Here is a 20,938-nt window from a genome sequence, read left to right as displayed (position 1 = left end):
AACGCTTTTTTGTCTAATTTTGTTCTTCCTTTTCGGCTGCTTTTTCTTTGACTACTGGCTTAACGATAAACCAGCGCATAAAGCCTTGTTCAATACTATCCAGCTTAAACGAAAAACCTTCAAGTTCAACGGCTTCACCCTTTTTTAAATCCGGATAATGTTCCATCATATAGCCACCGATAGTAATAATGTCACTATTTTGAAAACTCTTTAAGTCTGCTCTGAAATAACGCTCAAAGTCGTACAGCGTGGTTTTCCCAGAAACATGAGTATTGCCTTCCTTGTCCTTGATAATGTAATCATCGGAAACATCGTCGATTTCATCCTTAACTGTACCGAATAATTCTTCATAAATATCTTTATCCGTTACAATCCCACTTGTTCCGCCATATTCATCAACGACCAAGACAATTGGGGTGTGCTTTTTAATCATTAAATGTAAAATATCCTGAATCGGCATCGATTCAGGCACCGTAATCATTGTCCGAATAATCCGCGTTACTGGCACATGGGCGTCAAGCTGACTCTGCTGTACCACATCAAACGCATAAATATAACCAACAATATCATCTTTATTATTATCACGAACAACAGGCAAGCGACTCGATCCTTCTTCAAGGTACATTTGCAGAGCTTGAGCAATTGTATCGGTTGAATCAATCACAATTAACCGCGTCCGGTCCGTCATAATATCCTTGGCAACCTTATCGTTTAATTCAAAGGCCCGTTTCATATAAGTTAGGTCATTTTTATCAAGTGACCCACCGTGAACTGCCTTACGCGATAATTTAATAATTTCCGATTGTGAATAAACCTGATTTTCCTCATCAGCAGGTTCAAACCCCAGCACCTTTAATAATTCGTTTGAGCTTGTGTTTAGTAACCAGACAAACGGATAAACCAAGGTATGAAAAGCCTGAAGTGGGGTCACCAGCTTCAGTAGCATTTTAACTGGCATATCAATCGCAATATTTTTGGGAACAATTTCCGTAATTACAACCTCTAAATACGTCAGGAAAATAACGCCTAGCAACGCACTTACTGATTTTACCAGCGAGGGATTCAGGTGAGCTAGGCTCAACAGATTTTCAAACAAAGTCGCAAATGTGTCAGCAGAAAACCAACCTAAAACAACCCCCACAAGCGTTGTTCCTACCTGTGTGGTTGATAAATATTCATTTAAATTGTGTACCATGTGCAGTGCGCGCTTTACCTTGCGGCGATTACCGGTATTATTCGTCAACATATCTTCCAGCTGACTTGATCGAGTTTGGACTAATGCAAACTCTGCAGCGACAAAAAACGCCGCAAAGACAAAAATCACCAAAGTCGCTATTAAGTAAGTAATTATTTGGGCTGTACTCAAAATTCGTCACCTTTTTGTTAAAAAAACTTCTACGTTCTATTTTAACATCAATAGCAATCTTTTAATCATCAAAATTAATCTTACTTAACCAATTTATAGATTTTTTCAAATGGTAGTCTTGGTGGATAATATTTAGGATCGTTGACTTCGGCTGAGTTATCCTTGTAGCCAATACCAATTGCCATTCCCACAAGCTCATCTGCTGGAATCTGGGCATATTTACGGACTAATTCGGGATAAGAAACCATCGAGTGCGCTGGTATAATTGACAAGCCTTCGTCAAGTGCCAGCAGCATAATGCTTTGAGCAAAAATCCCCAAGTCAAACACTGACCAAGCAGGTGAGGCCTTCGGAATCGTCAAAAATGCAATGTCCTGAGCGTTAAACATCGTATTATTGGCATTGGTAAATAGTTCCATTTTATTATTAAAAAAGTACGGTTGCGATGCACCCATTGTTGCTAAACTTTGACTCGGATAAGCATCCCAATTAAGAGATAAAATTGTCGCAAAATCTTCATGCGGTTTAATCCCATCCTTAACACTCTGCTCAAAGTCTTTCCTCAAATTACTAAGTGCATCACCGGTTACTATATATACCCGCCAAGGTTGCGAATTAAGTAGTGACGGCGATTGTTGTGCCTGTTTAATGATTCTGGCAAGCACCTTTTCGCTGACTTTTCTATTAGAAAACTTACGCGTTACACGTTCGCCACTATATACATCCTTAAATTTCATTAAAACCCAAATCCTAACATTTTAGCTTACTAAATATTATTTTTTCTATTAAAAATAGTATCGCCTAGATTATACCATCGCAAAGAAATTGCTTAATTCGATTTTAACTAAAACAATTAAGCACGATACTGCCTAACATATGAGTAAGGCACATAAATACAATATTAATAAATAATGCATAATATTGCAAAAATAATAACCAAAAAGTAAAAAATGTTTTCCAAACCAAACAGACGTTAAGTTATTATTTAGCTATTCAAAGCGGAATTATAGTACCTATTATTTGTTATCAACAATATTATTTTAATTATTTTAAAATTATATTATATACAAAAAAGCAGTTTGACTAATATTAATTAATCAAACTGTTTTATTTAAACTTTATACTGGCGCCGAAGCTCACGCTCCTGGTCACGCTTTTTAATAGTTTCGCGCTTGTCGTATTGCTTTTTACCCTGACCCACACCAATTAAGACTTTGGCAAAGCCATGCTTCAGATAAACTTTAAGCGGGACAATCGCTATTCCACGCTCTGATTGCTCTTTAGCTAATCGAGTTAATTCCTTTTTGTGCAGAAGTAACCGGCGACTACGGAGCGGTTCATGATTATAACGGTTGCCTTGCTTATACTCGCTAATATGCACGTTTTCTAAAAAGGCAGAACCATTAATTACCTGCACGTAGCCGTCACGCAAACTAACTCGCCGCGCACGCACAGACTTAATCTCTGTCCCGGTCAATGCAATTCCAGCTTCATACGTTTCTTTGATGAAATAATCATGATGTGCCTTTTTATTTTGCGCAATTAAATTTTCATTTTTTTCTTTCATCAGTTTTCAGTCCTAATGCCTATACTTGCTAAAATGCGGATGGTTGCCATTCTTGCGGAAACCATTCCGATTACCACCGTTACGGCCACCGCGATGACCATGATCGTTATGGAATCCGCGACTGCCGCGAGTGCGATTATTATTGCCACGATTATGATGCGGATGCTTCGGGGCATTAGGATCATAAACTTCAAAGTCCAACTGGTGTTGTTCAATATTGGCATTAATCAGAGTGACCTTAATTGGCATCCCGACACGATATTGTTTGTGCGTACCGCGACCAGTCAGTGTCAGGCTCTTTTCGTTAAAGCTGTAAAAATCATCGGTCAGGTTTGAAATGTGAATCAAGCCTTCAACCGTGTTTGGTAACTGAATAAACATCCCAAAACTTGTTACAGAGGATACAACTGCATCAAAATGTTGTCCAACCTGATCAGCCATAAACTCGGTCATCTTCAAATCATTGACTTCACGTTCAGTATCAACCGAAACCCGCTCCTGAGTTGAAGTTTGTTCAGCAACATCCGGCAAGTAACTGGCAAAATGCTGCTGTACATCTTGACCAGTACCCTGATCGCTATAAGCATGGATCATCCGGTGCACCATCAAGTCAGAATACCGTCTAATTGGTGAAGTAAAGTGGGTATAAAACTTAGCAGCTAGGCCGAAGTGACCTAATGCTTCTTCAGAATAATGAGCTTGCTTTAGACTGCGCAACATCATCATTTGCACAACTGCTTCTTCAGGTGTTCCCGTTGTCTTAGCGACTACCTTCTGCAAGTCAATTGGCTTGACGTGGTTCGGATCAGCCTTAATATTCAGACCGAACGCACTACAAAATTCAAAGAAGCTCTTAATCCGCTCACCGTCTGGCGTTTCATGAACCCGGTACAAAAATGGCACATGCTTTCTAAAAAAGTCTTCAGCAACAGTTTCGTTAGCAACTAGCATGAATGATTCAATCATTTTTTCTGCTGTACCACGGTTATGCAGGACAATATCGATTGGCTTACCTTGCTCATCGACAATAATTTTAGCTTCTGGCTCTTCAAAGTCAATCGCACCACGTTGGTGACGCTTTTTGTATAAAGCATTATGTAATTCCGCCATGTTTTGCAGCATTGGGCGTAATTTAACATACTTTTCTTCTAACTCATCAGTGTTATTAGGGTCTAACGTCTGATTAACCTTGTTATAAGTCAACCGGCCGTGTGATCGCATTACCGATGGATGGATGCGGTAATTTACCCGTTCACCTTCCGGCGTAAATTCCATTTCACACGATAAAACTAAGCGGTCTTGACCCTCATTAAGTGAACAAATACCATTTGATAGCCGGAACGGCAGCATTGGAATTACACGGTCAACTAAGTAAGTACTATTACCACGCGCAAATGCTTCTTCATCCAGTGGTGTTTTTTCTGTAACATAATGAGAAACATCGGCGATATGAACACCTAAATGATAGTTGCCATTAGGTAATTGCCATAAAACTACGGCATCGTCGAAGTCCTTGGAATCATCGCCGTCAATCGTAACTGCTGGCTGATCCGTTATATCTTCACGATTATTCCGCTCCTCTTCTTCTATATGATCTGGAATGGCATTAGCCTGCACCATCGCATCTTCTGGCCACTCAGTGCGCACATCATGGGCAGAAACGATCGACATAATATCAACACCGGGATCATTTTTATTACCGATAATTTCAATTACTACCCCAGCCATTGAGTCAGGATTGTCTTTGCTTGGATAATTGGCAATTGATACCTTAACCATGTCACCCATTTGAGGCTTTAGACCATTTTCACCAACATAAACACGATACTTGTGCAGCTTTTTATTGGTACTCAAAACATAGCCTAAAAAGTGGCTGATCTTAACTTGGGCATCAGTTAATGGGTGAAATTCACCAACCAAGGTATCAAGGCTGCGCTCAATAATTTTCTCAATTTGACCCTCTGGACCTTTGCCGTTCCACGGATTACCGCCAGCTGTAATCTTAACGCGTACCTTATCACCATCAACGGCATACGCAGTATAATCGCTAGCGATAAAAATATCATCGGCTTCTTCATCTTCAAGTTTGACAAAGCCAAAGCCCTTGTCATTAGCCCGAAATGACCCTTCAACAACCGTATTTTCCTGAGCTAATTGATAATGGCCGTTGCCGTCAGTAATAATTTTCTTTTCTTGTTCCAAAAAGGAAAGCGCTTTGACAATATCAGAAAAGCTGCCAAGACGATCACGCCGCAGCATTCTGTCAATTTGCTCTACTTGGTATTGTTTTTTGGGATTATGGCGAAAGATTTCTAAAACATTAGCTAAAATTTTTTCGTTTTGTGCCATGCACTAATCTCCATTCTTGATTAAAAATATAAAAAAAGTCCTCCCCAATATTTGATCGGGAGGAACTAAAACTTACTTTGAAGACAAATAAGCTAATACAATAGCAAAAGCGAAAAAGAGAACCAGCAAAACTGCTGTAACTTTTTCCATAAATGCTTCAAAACCACGTTTCTTCGTTTGACCACTAAAAACTGCGCCGCCGGATAAGGCATTCAATGCATCCTGTTGCTTTTGCGGCTGCATCATTGTTGCAATAACAATTAAAATTGAAACAATAATTAGTAGCGTCATAAATAAATTGTACAATGCGCTGCCTCCAATATACAGATCGATTACTTACAAAGTTTATCATAAAAGACGGCTTTTTTCGAGTATTTATTTTTCAAGTTCCGGTGCATCCGTCTTAAATTTCTTCTGTGTCGTCTTCTTATGATTGTGATACCACAAAGAAGTTTTGTTAACACTAAATAGCTTCTTCAGTGCCTTGTCCTTATTATAATCATAATCACTAGCTTTAACCTTTTTAAACCACTTAGGCTTATAAAAACGTAACAGATTGCCATCAATTACCCTATCAGACAAGGATAATTGCGTAGTTACCTTGTTAGAAATTGCCACTAACTGCATCTTTAGCTTTTTATCGGGCTTGGCAATTTCCGTTCCTGTCTTAGTATCATAATATGTACCGCCAACTTTTGCGTATTGCGGCGTGATAAAATCACCGTTACGCTGCGCTACAATCTGCGGTGCGCCTTTACTAAGTAGGTCATGACCAAATTGAATGGTACCCTTGTCGTTAATCCCCAATAAGTTAAGCAGGGTTGGCAAAACATCAATTTCGCCGCCATAAGTTTTCTTAATGCCACCCTTAAGCCCCTTCATATGGAACATCAGTGGCACCCGTTGAAACTTCAAATTATCAAAATCGGTGAATTCATCTTGATTTAACAATTGAGCACTGGCCTTATGGTGATTGCCGGAAATACCGTAATGGTCGCCATACATCATAATCAAAGTATTTTTATCAAGCCCCGTCTTCTTCAGCCATTGCATTAATTCACCAATTGCTTGATCGAGATAATGTGCGGTCTGGACATAACCATCAACGGTTTCATCTTCCGTGTCAGTCTTGTCAATCGACTGGTTTTTCTTGTCAATTTCATACGGATAGTGGTTAGTTACCGTAATCATTTTTAAATAAAACGGCTGCGGCAGACGCTCAATATACTTAATCGACTGGTTAAAAAAGATTTTGTCCTTCAAGCCATAACCGATATAATACTTAGGCTTGTTCTGATAATACGACAGCGGCATAAAGTATTGATACCCAAACTGCTTGTAGGCGTTGTTACGGTTCCAGAACGAACCAGCACCGCCATGCATTACGGCTGTTGTATAGCCGCCTTGCTGGTTTAAAATTGCCGGTGCACTCTCAAAGGTGTTCGACGTACCGTAACTCGACATTGCCGAGCCTGATTGTAAGCCATAAAGCGAATTTTCCAGCATCATTTCCGCATCCGATGTCTTACCCTGACCAACTTGGTTATAAAAATTAGCAAAACTCAATGTGTCTTTGGCGTGGTACAACTTGTTAAGGTTCGGCGTTACGGCCTTGCCTTTCCACTTGTAACCAATTAAAAATTGCTGGAAGCTCTCAAGGTGGATAACCAGCACGTTTTTACCCTTAGCTACACCGGTATATTGCGGATTAGGCTTAACATAATTAGCCTTGAGATATTTTTGCACAGAGCCAAGATCAGAAACATTCGCCTTAGCCATCTGCGCACTTGTTTGTGCAGTCTTAAAGCCGTCGTAAACAGCATACTCATTCATCCCTAAATACTTGACAATATAATTGTTATCAAACGTTCGGGTTAACAAGCCCGACCGATCCTTCTGCGCCATCAGTAAATTTAAACCAATCATCAAAACGGCCAAAGCTTCAACCAGCACGTTGAACTTAAATTTAAGTGGTCGCAAGTCATACTTAATAAGCTTGCTGCACAATAGAGCAACAATAATGGCAACATCAAGTAAAGCCAAGAAGTCAGTTGCACGGGTTATCCCAACGATACTTTTACCCAAATTATCCGCGGTCGATCCCGAAGTTTTAATAATCGATAAGGACAAAAAATTGGAAAACTCGCGATAGTATAAAATATTGGCAAATAGCCACAAACTTAATACCAAATCAATCGCAATCATAATCCAATACGATTTACGTCCCTTAAAAAATAAACCGATTCCTAAAAGCAATACTCCCGCCGGCAGCGGATTAAGTAGGAGCAAAAAGTTCTGCATTGAACCAACTGCACCCAAGTTAAATTTAGTTAAGTAAATTACGTATGTTTTTAGCCAAAAAGCTACTAAAACAATAATGAAAAAGCCTAGCTTGGTTTCTGTCAGCCACTGCAAAAAAGACTTGATCCTTGTCATTCTATTCTCCTCTCACCATGCTAATATATTACGCCAAAGCGCAATTAAACAAAGTGATTTTAGCAAAAATTAATTATTTGGCGGACTCAAGACTTTACGCGGTTTAAAAATCCAGCCAAAGATCCCCAGTATCATTCCAAAAAAGTACGTCACAAACCGCCATAAAAACATCCCTAAAACTAGGGTGCCATTGGATGAGATAAAGGTCGAAAACAACGTTTGAAAACTGTATTCTGCCCCACCAGACGCACCAGGAATCGGAATAATTGCCATAAACATGATAATCATAATATTCATTTGCGTTACACTGACCCAATCAGCTGGGACATTAAGCGCCACTAGCACCATGTAAGGGATTGAATAAAAACAGGCAAGCTGCAAAATCGTAAAAAGGGCGCTTAACAACAGCTTCTTTTTTTCTCTTTTTAATTTTTGACTTTCACAGTAAAAGGTATCGATTTTCGCCATCGTATTTTGCCGCCAAACTGCTACCCTTTTGGGATTAACTACCTTGGCCAGCAGATTCATTAGCCAGTTAGTCGTATTTTTTGTCCACTGGTAAGCAAACAAAACCGCTAATAACAAGACAATTGAACTGACATGGATTAAAAAACCAATTGCAATGAAAAACGCAAGACCACCAAATTTAGTGGCAACCATGTGAAAGCCACTAATAATCGTGACTACATAAGCAATAAAAACCACAATTTGATAAATAATAAACTTCATTAATAACAGTGAAGTTGCACGCCCGCCTTCTATTCCCATCTGCACCATTGCCGCCAGCTGTGACGGCTGACCGCCAGTAGACATTGGGGTAATGGCATTAAACAGGGCTTGAATTATCGGTATCCGTAAAAATGACCAACGTGAACGTTTGGGTTCGTTTTTTCGTTTTGCCAAAACCGCCAAAATACTGGCTTCAAAAACATAGGACAAAAGCATTAATCCAAAGACGGCGACTAAACCGCCAAGATTAATATTCCGTGCTGCTGCCCAGAGCTGAGCAACCGGTGTTTCTTTCAAGTCAACAAACAGAACACCGCCACTGATTAGTAGCACAACCAAAATGCCCCATAAATGCTTTTTGTTCATTAGCGAATCTGTCCTAACTTTTTACCAAGTTCATATTGTTCATGATAAAATTTATCCCAAATCTGGGCTAAGTGGTCTTCCGAATATTTTTGACTGGCCAAATTTGATAAATTACTGTACTTATTCAGCACCGACTGATCGCTTGCTGCAAGCTGCAGTTGAGCATTCATTTCCTCAAAATCACAGCCACTCATGTAATAGCCACTAATAATTGCCTGATATAGATCTAAATCACGCAGTAGCACTGGCGTACCGCAACTAAAGGCTTCTAGTACTGACATTGGAAATAACTCATCATAGGACGGTAAAACGAACAAATCGGCGATGTTGAGATAGTCCACTAATCTAGATCTGTCAATAATTCCCGTAAATTTAAGATTTTGTGGCGGATTATCAACCAGCTGCTTAAAATGCTCATAGCCATCTGTAATTTTGCCGAAGGAAAAGCCCCCGGCCCAAATGAACTGAATTTCGGGATTCGCCTGTGCCATTTTAGCAAAATCATCAACGCCCTTGCGCGCCTGCACTTGCCCATCGCCAAAAACGATAAATTTGTCTAGTGGAATCCCCACCTGATGCCGAAAAGCATTCTTTTTTTCTTGGCTCTCGGTATAAAATTCGCTTTTAGAAACGAAATTAGGAATGTATTTAACCCGATCACGCCTAATGCCATATTTAACCAGTTTATCAATAAAAATCGGATTTACGACAACTATCTGATCCATCCGCTTGTAAAAGTCGATAACATACTGATAAAAAACTTTTTTGGCAAAACCCGGCAATTTAATCGAGCCTTCCAGTGTTTCTGGCAAAAAGTGCACATAGCCGATTTTACGTCCCCGGCTGGGTGAAAAACTGTTAGCAAAATAAGTAGGATTAATCGTATGGTAATGCGTTAAGTCACTTGCCCCATACTTGTTGTTAGTCACATAAAATTCATCAACTAAATGCGTTCTTAACAACCTCATTAATTCGTTATAGGCCGAGCCAACACCCTGGCCCTTAACTGATGCAGCTTGTGAGAACATATTTATTCTAATCATTCAAATCCTCTTTGTGCTTTTCTTGATAATTGGCAATTACATCTTGATAAAACCGATAAACGCTGCTGCCAAAATGCTCTGCCGAAATTTGCTTGAGTTTATCAGTCAACTTAACCTGCGGAATTTGATAGTCTCCCTTTTGTAAATAAGTCAAGATCTCTGTTAGCATTTCACTAGGCCTTGTAAAGACTTGCCCCAGATCAGGATCATCAAAAACATGCTCCGTATAATCTGTATTATACACAACACACTTAGTACCAGCAGCCAAGGCTTCAATGTAAGTTAATCCCTGGGTTTCCGTATCACTGGCCGAAACGAAAACATCGGCCATTTGGTAATATGCCCCAACATCTTCATGAGGCACGTTTCCGGCAAAAATAACATAGCCTTCAAGCGTCAACCGTTCAACTTGTTCTTTTAACACGTCGACGTCGGGACCATCACCAGCAATTACCAACCGAGTTTTAGGAAACTCATCAACAATTTCCGGCATGGCATTTAAAATGCGGTCGATCTTTTTCTCACCAGCAATCCGGCTTAAAGTTAATAAAACAGGACTATCAGGTGCTATTCCTAATTCCTGCCGAACGTTACGCGTCGACTTCTGATTCATCTCATTAACGGCTACACCAGTCGGAATAACTCTCATTGGGATAGTTACGCCATAGCGATTTAATAACGCCTCTACGCGCTTACTAGGGGCAATCACACCGTCCATATTCTTGAGAAAGACATTAGTAAACTGTTTAACATGATATGGTCTAAGCAAATGGCCATTCAAAACGTAATGCAAATAGTCTTCATACATCGTATGGTAAGTATGGATTGCGGGAATCTTAAGCTGATGCGCAACATATTTACCAATCATGCCTAATGCAAATTCAGTTTGCGTGTGGACAACATCTAGTTTAACTTCACGTGCCACTTTAGTCGCTTCAAAAAAGCCGCGAAATGCAATTCGCCGATCAGTAAACGAAATAAAAGGAACGCTACTAAATCGAAAAACATTAGCTTCAACTGTTCCCTTTTCAACGTGCGGATCAGTTGTCGTAAAAATAAATACATTGTGTCCCTGCGCCTCAAGAGCATCTTTGAGTGTCTTAATCGATGTTGCAACACCACTAATTTGTGGGAAATATGTATCGGTAAAAATACCAATATTCATCTGACTACCTCCATATACTGGTATTATAAAGATTCCGCATTGCTTGTGCAATTTTTATAAGAAAAATTATTAATTGTAAAACAAAAGCAGCTCCTATATAGGAGCTGCTTATCATGATAGCGGTGATCGGGGTCGAACCGATACGTCCGAAAAGGACACCAGATTTTGAGTCTGACGCGTCTGCCAATTCCGCCACACCGCCATGATATCAAATTATTAAATAATAGTTCTAGTAATGAACCAAAAGGCGGGGATCGGATTTGAACCGACGATTAAGGTTTTGCAGACCTCTGCCTTACCACTTGGCTACACCGCCATCAGCTATTTATAATAGATTGGGATAGCTGGATTCGAACCAGCGCATAATAGAGTCAAAGTCTAGTGCCTTACCGCTTGGCTATATCCCAATACTAGGGCGGAATATGGGATTCGAACCCATGTATGCCGGATCCACAAACCGGTGTGTTAACCCCTTCACCAATTCCGCCATGAAGGTAAACAGGGATAGTAGGAATTGAACCCACACTAGCGGTTTTGGAGACCGATGTACTACCTTTATACGATATCCCTATTATGGAGGAGGGTGGATTCGAACCGCCGAACTCAGAGAGAGCGGTTTTACAGACCGCCGCGTTTAGCCACTTCGCTACTCCTCCAGGCTGATGGCGCGGGACGGAATCGAACCGCCGACACAAGGAGCTTCAATCCTTTGCTCTACCAACTGAGCTACCGAGCCATCTTACGGTCCATATCAGATTTGAACTGATGATCTTCTCCGTGACAGGGAGACGAGATAAACCACTGCTCCAATGGACCATATTGCGGGAGATGGATTTGAACCACCGACCTTCGGGTTATGAGCCCGACGAGCTACCTAACTGCTCCATCCCGCGATGTTATAAAGGAGGATGTGGGATTTGAACCCACGCACGAGAAACCCGTCTAACGGTTTTCAAAACCGTCCCCTTAAGCCACTTGGGTAATCCTCCATAATGTAAAAATAAAAGTACCAATATTTATTGTTGGTAATGACCCGTACGGGATTTGAACCCATGTTACCGCCGTGAAAGGGCGATGTCTTAACCACTTGACCAACGGGTCATATTTGTTTTCTTCTTAAAACATAAGACGCTTAATTATAATACCTAATATTAATTAAAATGTCAACTGTTTTATTTTAAATTTTTTAGCTATCAGGTAATACCTGAACCACAACGTTATTAATAATACAGGATTAGTAGCCATCTTGCAAGACTTTTAAATAAAAATATTTTATTTTTTACTTAGAAAGCGCATTAAGCCTAGTTTATCAATCTCTGTTATATCATTTTTTACTCAATTGCCTTCCACTCAACTTTAATTCGACTAGCAAAAAAATCAATCACAAAGCATAAAGGGCTACAGTCTCACCTCAAATTTCTTAATACCACTCAAGAAAAATCAAAATTTTTCTATGTCCTCTATTGATAACTATTCTACTAAACTTTTTCTTGATATTAAGGAACCTAATCTAATTCTTTTATTTATTAATCTTCTATTAGTTGCCGAGCTCACAATGTTCTTTAGCTTAGTCTACATCGGCCATTACATTCATTATTCAGCATTAAATACCTTTCAAACTGCATAAGCAACGGCATGATGCCAAAACCGTCACCATTCTTTTATGACTAATAGTTTCCTCACAAATTCATCACGATTTGACCACTGACTGTTCGCTAATTATACAAGCTAACAGCGTCTCTGCCAACTGTGTACCTAAAAAACGCAGGCTGATGACTACAAGATACATTGGCATTGATAAATTTCGGTGTACTAGCCGTCAACTGAACTTTATTTGTATTAATCGTGGGACACACGAAATTATTAAATAGCAAGCTTTTCAAAAATAAATCAGACAAATAAAAAAAGAATCTTGAATAAACAAGATTCTATGACGGAGACTGAGGGATTCGAACTCTCGCACCGGAATAACCCGATCTACACCCTTAGCAGGGGCGCCTCTTCAGCCACTTGAGTAAGTCTCCAATGGGCCTAAATGGACTTGAACCATCGACCTCACGCTTATCAGGCGTGCGCTCTAACCAGCTGAGCTATAGGCCCATTAAAGCGGGTAACGAGAATCGGACTCGCGACTAAAGCTTGGAAGGCTTTCGTTTTACCACTAAACCATACCCGCAACAAACAAATTATCAATAATGGCGCGGGACGGAATCGAACCGCCGACACAAGGAGCTTCAATCCTTTGCTCTACCAACTGAGCTACCGAGCCATCTTACGGTCCATATCAGATTTGAACTGATGATCTTCTCCGTGACAGGGAGACGAGATAAACCACTGCTCCAATGGACCATATTGCGGGAGATGGATTTGAACCACCGACCTTCGGGTTATGAGCCCGACGAGCTACCTAACTGCTCCATCCCGCGATATTATAAAGAATAAAAGTACAAAATCCAGTTTATGGACCTTGTAGGACTCGAACCTACGACAGGACGGTTATGAGCCGTCTGCTCTAACCAACTGAGCTAAAGGTCCAAGCTCTAGTATAGCGGCGGGGGGGATCGAACCCTCGACCTCCCGGGTATGAACCGGACGCTCTAGCCAGCTGAGCTACACCGCCAAAAAGCAATCACTAAATTATATATTAAGATTACAATCGGGAAGACAGGATTCGAACCTGCGACCCCCTGGTCCCAAACCAGGTGCTCTACCAAACTGAGCCACTTCCCGAGATAATGCGCCCTGAAGGATTTGAACCTTCAACCTTCTGATTCGTAGTCAGACACTCTATCCAGTTGCGCTAAGGGCGCGTCATTATATGCCGAGGACCGGAGTCGAACCGGTACGGTTGAAACCAACCGCGGGATTTTAAGTCCCGTGCGTCTGCCAATTCCGCCACCCCGGCAAGTAATGAAAGCGGAAGACGGGATTCGAACCCGCGACCCCCACCATGGCAAGGTGATGTTCTACCACTGAACTACTTCCGCGTAATATATAAATGCCGATTATACGATTTGAACGTACGACCCCCTGTTTACAAGACAGATGCTCTACCAACTGAGCTAAATCGGCAAGATGTAAATATGGTATATAATATTGGCAAATACGGGTGGTGGGACTTGAACCCACACGTCCTGAAACACTAGAACCTAAATCTAGCGCGTCTGCCAATTCCGCCACACCCGCAAAATGGGGCCATGAGTCGTGACGGGCTTGAACCGTCGACCCTCTGATTAAAAGTCAGATGCTCTACCGACTGAGCTAACGACTCGGTATGGAGGATACAGGGCTCGAACCTGTGACCTCCTGCTTGTAAGGCAGATGCTCTCCCAGCTGAGCTAATCCTCCAAAGCACGGCAGCGTCCTACCCTCGCAGGCAGTCTCCCACCAACTACTCTCGGCGTGAAGAAGCTTAACTGCTGTGTTCGACATGGTTACAGGTGTTTCCTTCTTGCTATTGCCACCGTACTTTTTCTTTTGAGTTCTTACACTCAAAACTAAATATAATCTCTTGAAAAAACTGTTCCGCAATCCCAGACTGCTCAAGCTCTGGTCAAGTCCTCGACTGATTAGTACTAGTCCGCTCCAAGTCTCACGACTCTTCCACTCCTAGCCTATCTACCTCTTAGTCTTAGAGGTGTCTTACTACTTTCGTATGGGAAATCTCATCTTGAGGGGGGCTTCGCACTTAGATGCTTTCAGCGCTTATCCCTGCCATACTTAGCTACCCAGCTATGCCTTTGGCAAGACAACTGGTACACCAGCGGTATGTCCATCCCGGTCCTCTCGTACTAAGGACAGCTCCTCTCAAATTTCCAACGCCCACGACGGATAGGGACCGAACTGTCTCACGACGTTCTGAACCCAGCTCGCGTGCCGCTTTAATGGGCGAACAGCCCAACCCTTGGGACCAACTTCAGCCCCAGGATGCGACGAGCCGACATCGAGGTGCCAAACCTCCCCGTCGATGTGAACTCTTGGGGGAGATAAGCCTGTTATCCCCAGGGTAGCTTTTATCCGTTGAGTGATGGCCCTTCCATGCGGTACCACCAGATCACTAAGCCCGACTTTCGTCCCTGCTCGAGTTGTCTCTCTCGCAGTCAAGCTCCCTTATACCTTTACACTCTGTGAATGATTTCCAACCATTCTGAGGGAACCTTTGGGCGCCTCCGTTACTCTTTAGGAGGCGACCGCCCCAGTCAAACTGCCCATCTGACACTGTCCTATATCTCGCTTAGAGATACTAGTTAGAGTAGCCATCAAACAAGGGTAGTATCCCAACATTGCCTCCAATAAGACTAGCGTCCTATCTTCTCTGGCTCCTACCTATCCTGTACATGTTTAACAGCTACCCAATATCAAATTGCAGTAAAGCTCCATGGGGTCTTTCCGTCCTGTCGCGGGTAACCCGCATCTTCACGGGTATTATAATTTCACCGAGTCTCTCGTTGAGACAGTGCCCAAATCATTACACCTTTCGTGCAGGTCGGAACTTACCCGACAAGGAATTTCGCTACCTTAGGACCGTTATAGTTACGGCCGCCGTTTACTGGGGCTTCAGTTCGAACCTTCGTCTTTCGACTAAGCTCTCTCCTTAACCTTCCAGCACCGGGCAGGTGTCAGCACCTATACGTCGTCTTACGACTTTGCAGATACCTGTGTTTTTGATAAACAGTTGTTTGGGCCTATTCACTGCGGCTGGCTCTTACACCAGCACCCCTTCTTCCGAAGTTACGGGGCGATTTTGCCGAGTTCCTTAACGAGAGTTCTCTCGCTCACCTTAGTGTTCTCCACTCGACTACCTGTGTCGGTTTGCGGTACGGGTACGTTATCTCTCACTAGAAGCTTTTCTTGGCAGTGTGACTACAGAACCTTCGCTACTTTATTTCGCTCCTCTTCACGACTTGTGATTATCGAAAGCAAGCATTTGACTCACTCTCTCACTTATCGCTTGAACATGGCTTCCAGCGCCATGCGTTCCTTGCCTCCTGCGTCCCTCCTTCGCTATTAACGATTTAACGCAGTACAGGAATCTCTACCTGTTGTCCATCGGCTACGCCTTTCGGCCTTACCTTAGGTCCCGACTTACCCTGGGCGGACGAGCCTGCCCCAGGAAACCTTAGTCTTTCGGCGGATAGGATTCTCACCTATCTTTCGCTACTCATACCGGCATTCTCACTTCTAAGCGCTCCAACTATCCTCTCGATTAGCCTTCACCGCACTTAGAACGCTCTCCTACCACGTGTATTACTACACATCCACAGTTTCGGTACTATGCTTAGCCCCGGTAAATTTTCGGCGCAGCGTCACTCGACTAGTGAGCTATTACGCACTCTTTTAATGATGGCTGCTTCTGAGCCAACATCCTAGTTGTCTACGCAACTCCACATCCTTTTCCACTTAGCATAGATTTTGGGACCTTAACTGGTGATCTGGGCTGTTTCCCTTTCGACTACGGATCTTATCACTCGCAGTCTGACTCCAGTGCTTTGATATCTGGAATTCGCAGTTTATCTGAATTCAGTAACCCCTGACGGGCCCTTCGTCCAAACAGAGCTCTACCTCCATTATCATCCTCGCACCAGGCTAGCCCTAAAGCTATTTCGGAGAGAACCAGCTATCTCCAAGTTCGTTTGGAATTTCACCGCTACCCACAGCTCATCCCCGCAATTTTTAACTTACGTGGGTTCGGTCCTCCAGTGCGTTTTACCGCACCTTCAACCTGGCCATGGGTAGGTCACTTGGTTTCGGGTCTACATCAACTAACTATCTCGCCCTCTTCAGACTTGCTTTCGCTGCGGCTCCGTCTTTTCTGACTTAACCTCGCTAGTTAACGTAACTCGCCGGTTCATTCTACAAAAGGCACGCCATCACCCTTTAATGGGCTCTGACTACTTGTAAGCACACGGTTTCAGGTTCTCTTTCACTCCCCTTCCGGGGTTCTTTTCACCTTTCCCTCACGGTACTGGTTCACTATCGGTCACAAATTAGTATTTAGCCTTGCGAGATGGTCCTCGCTGCTTCAACCGGAATTCCTCGTGTTCCGGCCTACTCAGGATCCTGCTCGGCGTGACTTCAATTTCGCTTACGGGGCTCTCACCCTCTCTGGCTTACCTTCCCAGATAATTCTGCTATCTCTGCCACTACCTTCTTGCAGTCCTACAACCCCGATTGATAAATCAACCGGTTTGGGCTCTTTCCTCTTCGCTCGCCGCTACTAGGGAAATCGATTTTTCTTTCTCTTCCTGCAGCTACTTAGATGTTTCAGTTCACTGCGTCTTGCCCTACCTGACTATGTATTCATCAGCTAGTAATATGATTGCTCATACTGGGTTCCCCCATTCGGATACCTCCGGATCTCTGCGTACTTACTGCTCCCCGAAGCATTTCGCCGTTCGTCGCGTCCTTCTTCGCCTTCTTGTGCCTAGGCATTCACCGTGCGCCCTTCTTTACTTGACCTTACTCTTAAGATCTACTCTCTCGGTCGCTCTTGCAATCTGTTTCTTATCTCTTTGATTGTCTCTCGGTTTTTTCTTGGATTATATTCAGTTTTCAATGTACTAACCATGAGTCTCTCGACTCAATGGAGGCTAACGGGATCGAACCGATGACCTCCTGCGTGCAAAGCAGGTGCTCTCCCATCTGAGCTAAGCCCCCAAATACTCTTCTGCGACAGTCAATAACCTGATGTCAATGGGCCTAAATGGACTTGAACCATCGACCTCACGCTTATCAGGCGTGCGCTCTAACCAACTGAGCTATAGGCCCGTCTCTTGCGTATCTGTTCTTTATTCTGCTGTGAGGTACTACCCTCAAAACTAAACAATGTTCTCGCTCCGTGTGCTTCCGTTGCTCCTAGGCTTCCTTTAGTATCCCTACTCTCCACCTATTCGCTCTTCCTTAGAAAGGAGGTGATCCAGCCGCAGGTTCTCCTACGGCTACCTTGTTACGACTTCACCCTAATCATCTGTCCTACCTTAGACGGCTGACTCCCCGAAGGGTTATCCTACCGGCTTTGGGTATTACAGACTCTCATGGTGTGACGGGCGGTGTGTACAAGGCCCGGGAACGTATTCACCGCGGCGTTCTGATCCGCGATTACTAGCGATTCCAGCTTCATGCACTCGAGTTGCAGAGTGCAATCCGAACTGAGATTAGCTTTAAGAGATTCGCTTGCCTTCACAGGTTCGCTCCTCGTTGTACTAACCATTGTAGCACGTGTGTAGCCCAGGTCATAAGGGGCATGATGACTTGACGTCGTCCCCACCTTCCTCCGGTTTGTCACCGGCAGTCTCATTAGAGTGCCCAACTTAATGCTGGCAACTAATAATAAGGGTTGCGCTCGTTGCGGGACTTAACCCAACATCTCACGACACGAGCTGACGACAGCCATGCACCACCTGTCTTAGTGTCTCCGAAGAGAACTTCATATCTCTATGAATTGCACTAGATGTCAAGACCTGGTAAGGTTCTTCGCGTTGCTTCGAATTAAACCACATGCTCCACCGCTTGTGCGGGCCCCCGTCAATTCCTTTGAGTTTTAACCTTGCGGTCGTACTCCCCAGGCGGAGTGCTTAATGCGTTAGCTGCAGCACTGAGAGGCGGAAACCTCCCAACACTTAGCACTCATCGTTTACGGCATGGACTACCAGGGTATCTAATCCTGTTCGCTACCCATGCTTTCGAACCTCAGCGTCAGTTACAGACCAGAGAGCCGCCTTCGCCACTGGTGTTCTTCCATATATCTACGCATTCCACCGCTACACATGGAGTTCCACTCTCCTCTTCTGCACTCAAGAAAGGCAGTTTCAGATGCAATTCCCCGGTTGAGCCGAGGGCTTTCACATCTGACTTGTCTTCCCGCCTGCGTTCGCTTTACGCCCAATAAATCCGGACAACGCTTGCCACCTACGTATTACCGCGGCTGCTGGCACGTAGTTAGCCGTGACTTTCTGGTTGATTACCGTCAAATAATTAGCAGTTACTCTAACTATCCTTCTTCACCAACAACAGAGCTTTACGATCCGAAAACCTTCTTCACTCACGCGGCGTTGCTCCATCAGACTTGCGTCCATTGTGGAAGATTCCCTACTGCTGCCTCCCGTAGGAGTTTGGGCCGTGTCTCAGTCCCAATGTGGCCGTTCAGTCTCTCAACTCGGCTATGCATCATCGCCTTGGTAAGCCGTTACCTTACCAACTAGCTAATGCACCGCGGGTCCATCCTCTAGTGACAGCTCAAAAGCCGCCTTTCATAGCTAGATCATGTGATCTTACTTCTTATTCGGTATTAGCATCTGTTTCCAAATGGTATCCCAATCTAGAGGGCAGGTTACCCACGTGTTCTCACCCATCCGCCGCTCGCGCTTTTAACATCCTACCCGAAAGTATTCAATTAAAATTGCTCGCTCGACTTGCATGTATTAGGCACGCCGCCAGCGTTCGTCCTGAGCCAGGATCAAACTCTCATTTTTAATGTTTGTTTGAATGTTTGCTCATTCGTTCCAAGATTTGCATCTCGGATTTATTTGCTTGCGAAATTGACTTCGCTTTTTTGTTTTGGGTTCTTACACCCGCACACTTTGCGAAAACATTGTTCAGTTTTCAAGGTACTACCCGCTGCTGTAAATAGCTTTACAACCGCGCTTGTTTAATTTTAGCAGATGTTCTTTCTTTTGTCAAGAACTTTTTTCTGCCCCACCACTGAAGAAGTTTTGCTTTCCCTCAGCAGCGTTTATTATCTTACTAAACCTAGCTCTTCTTGTCAAGACTTTGGTTTAGTTTTATTTCGCCGCCCGCTCTGACAAACTTTGACTTGTCTTGCCCGACGACAGTTATTAATATTACCAACTTGTTCCTGCTTTTGCAAGCTTTTTTTTCAATTTATTAAAATGACTTACTTCTGATTTCATGTTAAAGTTGTTATATCAACGTTTAGAGGGGAGTTTTTAAAATAAAAAAATTTGATATAGCAATCGTGGGGGCAGGTCCAATTGGTCTCTTCAGTGCGAATTTTGCTCACTTGCATGGACTAAAAACCGTCATTTTTGACTCATTAACGGAAGTTGGTGGGCAACCAAAACTGCTTTATCCGTTCAAAAAAATTTTTGACATCCCTGTTTTTGATGAAATTACGGGTAAAGAATTAGTTGAACGTTTAGCAAAAGAAACAAAGACAAAAGCAACTTTTGCACTAAACCACCGCGTTAGTGAGATTACGAAAGATGACGATTATTTCATTATTGACGATGAATTCGCCGTCAAAAGTATCATTATTGCCAGCGGTACTGGTTCGTTTACACCTAAAAAGTTCCCACTTAAAGTGGACAATGAGAGTGAAAAACATATTCACTACTATATAAGGGAGCCTGAAAAATTTGCCGATAAAACAGTTGGCATTTTTGGCGGCGGTGATTCGGCACTTGATTGGGCGCTCGAATTAGCCCAGCAGCCTAACACACACGTTAAGCTCGTCCACCGGCGAAACGAATTTCGCGGTTTAGAATCCAGCATTCAGCAACTTAAAAGTTTAAAAAATGTTGAAATTCTAACCCCTTACCTTCCTAAAGTCAGTTCGTTAGTGAATAATCAATTGCAAATTGGCCTAAAACAAATAGGTCAATCTGACATTATTCAACATTCATTTGATGAAATTGTGGTTGCTTATGGTTTTCGTGCCAACAATAATTTTGTTAAACAATGGGGCGTTGACATTGCCGGCGGGCAGATTAAGGTTGGACAAGAAATGAAAACTAATGTCCCTGGGATTTATGCTGTCGGTGATGCCGCTACATATCCCGGGCGCGTACCCGTGATTGGCCTTGGTTTTGGTGAAGCGCAAATTGCAATTACTTCAATTATGCGGTCACTTTTCCCAGAGAAAACTTTAACCATCCACTCAACCAGTATTTAGGAGACTT

The 20,938-nt window shown here is 42.9% G+C and carries 10 protein-coding genes, 29 tRNA genes and 3 rRNA genes; 1 reads left to right on the top strand and 41 read right to left on the bottom strand.

What is annotated here, in order from left to right; all coding sequences use genetic code 11:
* Positions 1-13 precede the first annotated feature (13 nt).
* The 41 genes from OZX76_RS02225 to OZX76_RS02025 all read right to left on the bottom strand — a co-directional run bounded on the left by OZX76_RS02225 (position 14) and on the right by OZX76_RS02025 (position 19,492).
* The gene (locus OZX76_RS02225) at positions 14-1,366 is read right to left on the bottom strand and encodes a hemolysin family protein (protein WP_277180545.1); all 1,353 of its coding nucleotides are present in this window, start codon (positions 1,364-1,366) and stop codon (positions 14-16) included.
* A gap of 80 nt (positions 1,367-1,446) precedes the next feature.
* The gene (locus OZX76_RS02220; protein WP_277180543.1) at positions 1,447-2,103 is read right to left on the bottom strand and encodes a nitroreductase; all 657 of its coding nucleotides are present in this window, start codon (positions 2,101-2,103) and stop codon (positions 1,447-1,449) included.
* Between the two features lie 374 nt (positions 2,104-2,477).
* Positions 2,478-2,933 carry an SsrA-binding protein SmpB gene (smpB, locus tag OZX76_RS02215; RefSeq protein ID WP_277180542.1) on the bottom strand — a complete coding sequence of 152 codons (456 nt, stop codon included), beginning with the start codon at positions 2,931-2,933 and terminating at the stop codon, positions 2,478-2,480.
* A 12-nt stretch (positions 2,934-2,945) separates the two neighbouring features.
* Positions 2,946-5,282 carry a ribonuclease R gene (gene rnr / locus OZX76_RS02210; protein WP_277180540.1) on the bottom strand — a complete coding sequence of 779 codons (2,337 nt, stop codon included), beginning with the start codon at positions 5,280-5,282 and terminating at the stop codon, positions 2,946-2,948.
* Between the two features lie 72 nt (positions 5,283-5,354).
* Positions 5,355-5,588 (bottom strand): preprotein translocase subunit SecG, encoded by a 234-nt coding sequence (secG, locus tag OZX76_RS02205; RefSeq protein ID WP_038521563.1) that lies wholly within the window; start codon positions 5,586-5,588, stop codon positions 5,355-5,357.
* Positions 5,589-5,657: 69 nt separating this feature from the next.
* On the bottom strand, positions 5,658-7,718 hold the full coding sequence (locus OZX76_RS02200) for an LTA synthase family protein (RefSeq protein WP_277180538.1): 2,061 nt from the start codon (positions 7,716-7,718) through the stop codon (positions 5,658-5,660).
* 69 nt (positions 7,719-7,787) lie between these two features.
* Positions 7,788-8,813, bottom strand: a complete 1,026-nt coding sequence (locus tag OZX76_RS02195; RefSeq protein WP_277180537.1) for a lysylphosphatidylglycerol synthase transmembrane domain-containing protein — start codon at positions 8,811-8,813, stop codon at positions 7,788-7,790.
* Positions 8,813-9,856 carry a glycosyltransferase family 4 protein gene (locus OZX76_RS02190; RefSeq protein ID WP_277180535.1) on the bottom strand — a complete coding sequence of 348 codons (1,044 nt, stop codon included), beginning with the start codon at positions 9,854-9,856 and terminating at the stop codon, positions 8,813-8,815. Before OZX76_RS02190 ends, OZX76_RS02195 begins: the two co-directional genes overlap by 1 nt.
* Entirely contained in the window at positions 9,849-11,021 is a 1,173-nt protein-coding gene (locus OZX76_RS02185) for a glycosyltransferase family 4 protein (RefSeq protein ID WP_277180533.1), read from the bottom strand. Before OZX76_RS02185 ends, OZX76_RS02190 begins: the two co-directional genes overlap by 8 nt.
* Positions 11,022-11,138: 117 nt before the next feature.
* Positions 11,139-11,223 (bottom strand) — tRNA-Leu (locus OZX76_RS02180).
* Between the two features lie 43 nt (positions 11,224-11,266).
* Positions 11,267-11,337: transfer RNA gene (locus OZX76_RS02175), tRNA-Cys, on the bottom strand.
* 19 nt (positions 11,338-11,356) lie between these two features.
* Positions 11,357-11,428, bottom strand: a tRNA-Gln gene (locus tag OZX76_RS02170).
* A 7-nt stretch (positions 11,429-11,435) separates the two neighbouring features.
* Positions 11,436-11,508: transfer RNA gene (locus OZX76_RS02165), tRNA-His, on the bottom strand.
* Positions 11,509-11,520: 12 nt separating this feature from the next.
* Positions 11,521-11,591, bottom strand: a tRNA-Trp gene (locus OZX76_RS02160).
* A 4-nt stretch (positions 11,592-11,595) separates the two neighbouring features.
* Positions 11,596-11,677: transfer RNA gene (locus OZX76_RS02155), tRNA-Tyr, on the bottom strand.
* 7 nt (positions 11,678-11,684) lie between these two features.
* Positions 11,685-11,757: transfer RNA gene (locus OZX76_RS02150), tRNA-Phe, on the bottom strand.
* Between the two features lie 6 nt (positions 11,758-11,763).
* Positions 11,764-11,837 (bottom strand) — tRNA-Asp (locus tag OZX76_RS02145).
* A 3-nt stretch (positions 11,838-11,840) separates the two neighbouring features.
* A tRNA-Met gene (locus OZX76_RS02140) sits at positions 11,841-11,914 on the bottom strand.
* A gap of 9 nt (positions 11,915-11,923) precedes the next feature.
* Positions 11,924-12,010 (bottom strand) — tRNA-Ser (locus OZX76_RS02135).
* A 40-nt stretch (positions 12,011-12,050) separates the two neighbouring features.
* Positions 12,051-12,122: transfer RNA gene (locus OZX76_RS02130), tRNA-Glu, on the bottom strand.
* 833 nt (positions 12,123-12,955) lie between these two features.
* Positions 12,956-13,045, bottom strand: a tRNA-Ser gene (locus tag OZX76_RS02125).
* Between the two features lie 2 nt (positions 13,046-13,047).
* Positions 13,048-13,121, bottom strand: a tRNA-Ile gene (locus OZX76_RS02120).
* A 5-nt stretch (positions 13,122-13,126) separates the two neighbouring features.
* Positions 13,127-13,197 (bottom strand) — tRNA-Gly (locus OZX76_RS02115).
* 20 nt (positions 13,198-13,217) lie between these two features.
* A tRNA-Phe gene (locus OZX76_RS02110) sits at positions 13,218-13,290 on the bottom strand.
* A gap of 6 nt (positions 13,291-13,296) precedes the next feature.
* Positions 13,297-13,370 (bottom strand) — tRNA-Asp (locus tag OZX76_RS02105).
* A 3-nt stretch (positions 13,371-13,373) separates the two neighbouring features.
* A tRNA-Met gene (locus OZX76_RS02100) sits at positions 13,374-13,447 on the bottom strand.
* Positions 13,448-13,482: 35 nt separating this feature from the next.
* Positions 13,483-13,556, bottom strand: a tRNA-Ile gene (locus OZX76_RS02095).
* A gap of 11 nt (positions 13,557-13,567) precedes the next feature.
* Positions 13,568-13,641, bottom strand: a tRNA-Met gene (locus OZX76_RS02090).
* A 36-nt stretch (positions 13,642-13,677) separates the two neighbouring features.
* Positions 13,678-13,751, bottom strand: a tRNA-Pro gene (locus OZX76_RS02085).
* Between the two features lie 6 nt (positions 13,752-13,757).
* Positions 13,758-13,831: transfer RNA gene (locus OZX76_RS02080), tRNA-Arg, on the bottom strand.
* Between the two features lie 9 nt (positions 13,832-13,840).
* Positions 13,841-13,926 (bottom strand) — tRNA-Leu (locus OZX76_RS02075).
* Between the two features lie 10 nt (positions 13,927-13,936).
* Positions 13,937-14,008 (bottom strand) — tRNA-Gly (locus OZX76_RS02070).
* A gap of 12 nt (positions 14,009-14,020) precedes the next feature.
* A tRNA-Thr gene (locus OZX76_RS02065) sits at positions 14,021-14,093 on the bottom strand.
* Positions 14,094-14,125: 32 nt separating this feature from the next.
* A tRNA-Leu gene (locus OZX76_RS02060) sits at positions 14,126-14,207 on the bottom strand.
* 12 nt (positions 14,208-14,219) lie between these two features.
* Positions 14,220-14,292: transfer RNA gene (locus OZX76_RS02055), tRNA-Lys, on the bottom strand.
* A 4-nt stretch (positions 14,293-14,296) separates the two neighbouring features.
* Positions 14,297-14,369 (bottom strand) — tRNA-Val (locus OZX76_RS02050).
* A gap of 3 nt (positions 14,370-14,372) precedes the next feature.
* A 5S ribosomal RNA gene (rrf, locus tag OZX76_RS02045) occupies positions 14,373-14,489 on the bottom strand.
* Positions 14,490-14,570: 81 nt separating this feature from the next.
* Positions 14,571-17,480 (bottom strand): 23S ribosomal RNA (locus OZX76_RS02040).
* A 125-nt stretch (positions 17,481-17,605) separates the two neighbouring features.
* Positions 17,606-17,678: transfer RNA gene (locus OZX76_RS02035), tRNA-Ala, on the bottom strand.
* 37 nt (positions 17,679-17,715) lie between these two features.
* A tRNA-Ile gene (locus OZX76_RS02030) sits at positions 17,716-17,789 on the bottom strand.
* 136 nt (positions 17,790-17,925) lie between these two features.
* A 16S ribosomal RNA gene (locus OZX76_RS02025) occupies positions 17,926-19,492 on the bottom strand.
* Together the 16S, 23S and 5S rRNA genes with 18 tRNA genes alongside form the textbook arrangement of a ribosomal RNA operon.
* 503 nt (positions 19,493-19,995) lie before the next feature.
* Here OZX76_RS02025 and OZX76_RS02020 point away from each other — a divergent pair.
* Positions 19,996-20,931 carry an NAD(P)/FAD-dependent oxidoreductase gene (locus tag OZX76_RS02020; protein ID WP_277180531.1) on the top strand — a complete coding sequence of 312 codons (936 nt, stop codon included), beginning with the start codon at positions 19,996-19,998 and terminating at the stop codon, positions 20,929-20,931.
* Positions 20,932-20,938: the final 7 nt, after the last annotated feature.

This window comes from Lactobacillus sp. ESL0677, assembly GCF_029392875.1.
Taxonomy (GTDB): domain Bacteria; phylum Bacillota; class Bacilli; order Lactobacillales; family Lactobacillaceae; genus Lactobacillus.
Note: the sequence above shows the minus strand (reverse complement) of the source record. Positions and strands in the feature narration are given on the sequence as shown.

What these genes read in the sequence shown, in the direction of transcription:
- OZX76_RS02185 (WP_277180533.1), bottom strand. Translation starts at nt 11,021, where the DNA reads ATGAATATTGGTATTTTTACCGATACATATTTCCCACAAATTAGTGGT.
- OZX76_RS02220 (WP_277180543.1), bottom strand. Translation starts at nt 2,103, where the DNA reads ATGAAATTTAAGGATGTATATAGTGGCGAACGTGTAACGCGTAAGTTT.
- rnr (WP_277180540.1), bottom strand. Translation starts at nt 5,282, where the DNA reads ATGGCACAAAACGAAAAAATTTTAGCTAATGTTTTAGAAATCTTTCGC.
- OZX76_RS02200 (WP_277180538.1), bottom strand. Translation starts at nt 7,718, where the DNA reads ATGACAAGGATCAAGTCTTTTTTGCAGTGGCTGACAGAAACCAAGCTA.
- OZX76_RS02190 (WP_277180535.1), bottom strand. Translation starts at nt 9,856, where the DNA reads ATGATTAGAATAAATATGTTCTCACAAGCTGCATCAGTTAAGGGCCAG.
- OZX76_RS02195 (WP_277180537.1), bottom strand. Translation starts at nt 8,813, where the DNA reads ATGAACAAAAAGCATTTATGGGGCATTTTGGTTGTGCTACTAATCAGT.
- smpB (WP_277180542.1), bottom strand. Translation starts at nt 2,933, where the DNA reads ATGAAAGAAAAAAATGAAAATTTAATTGCGCAAAATAAAAAGGCACAT.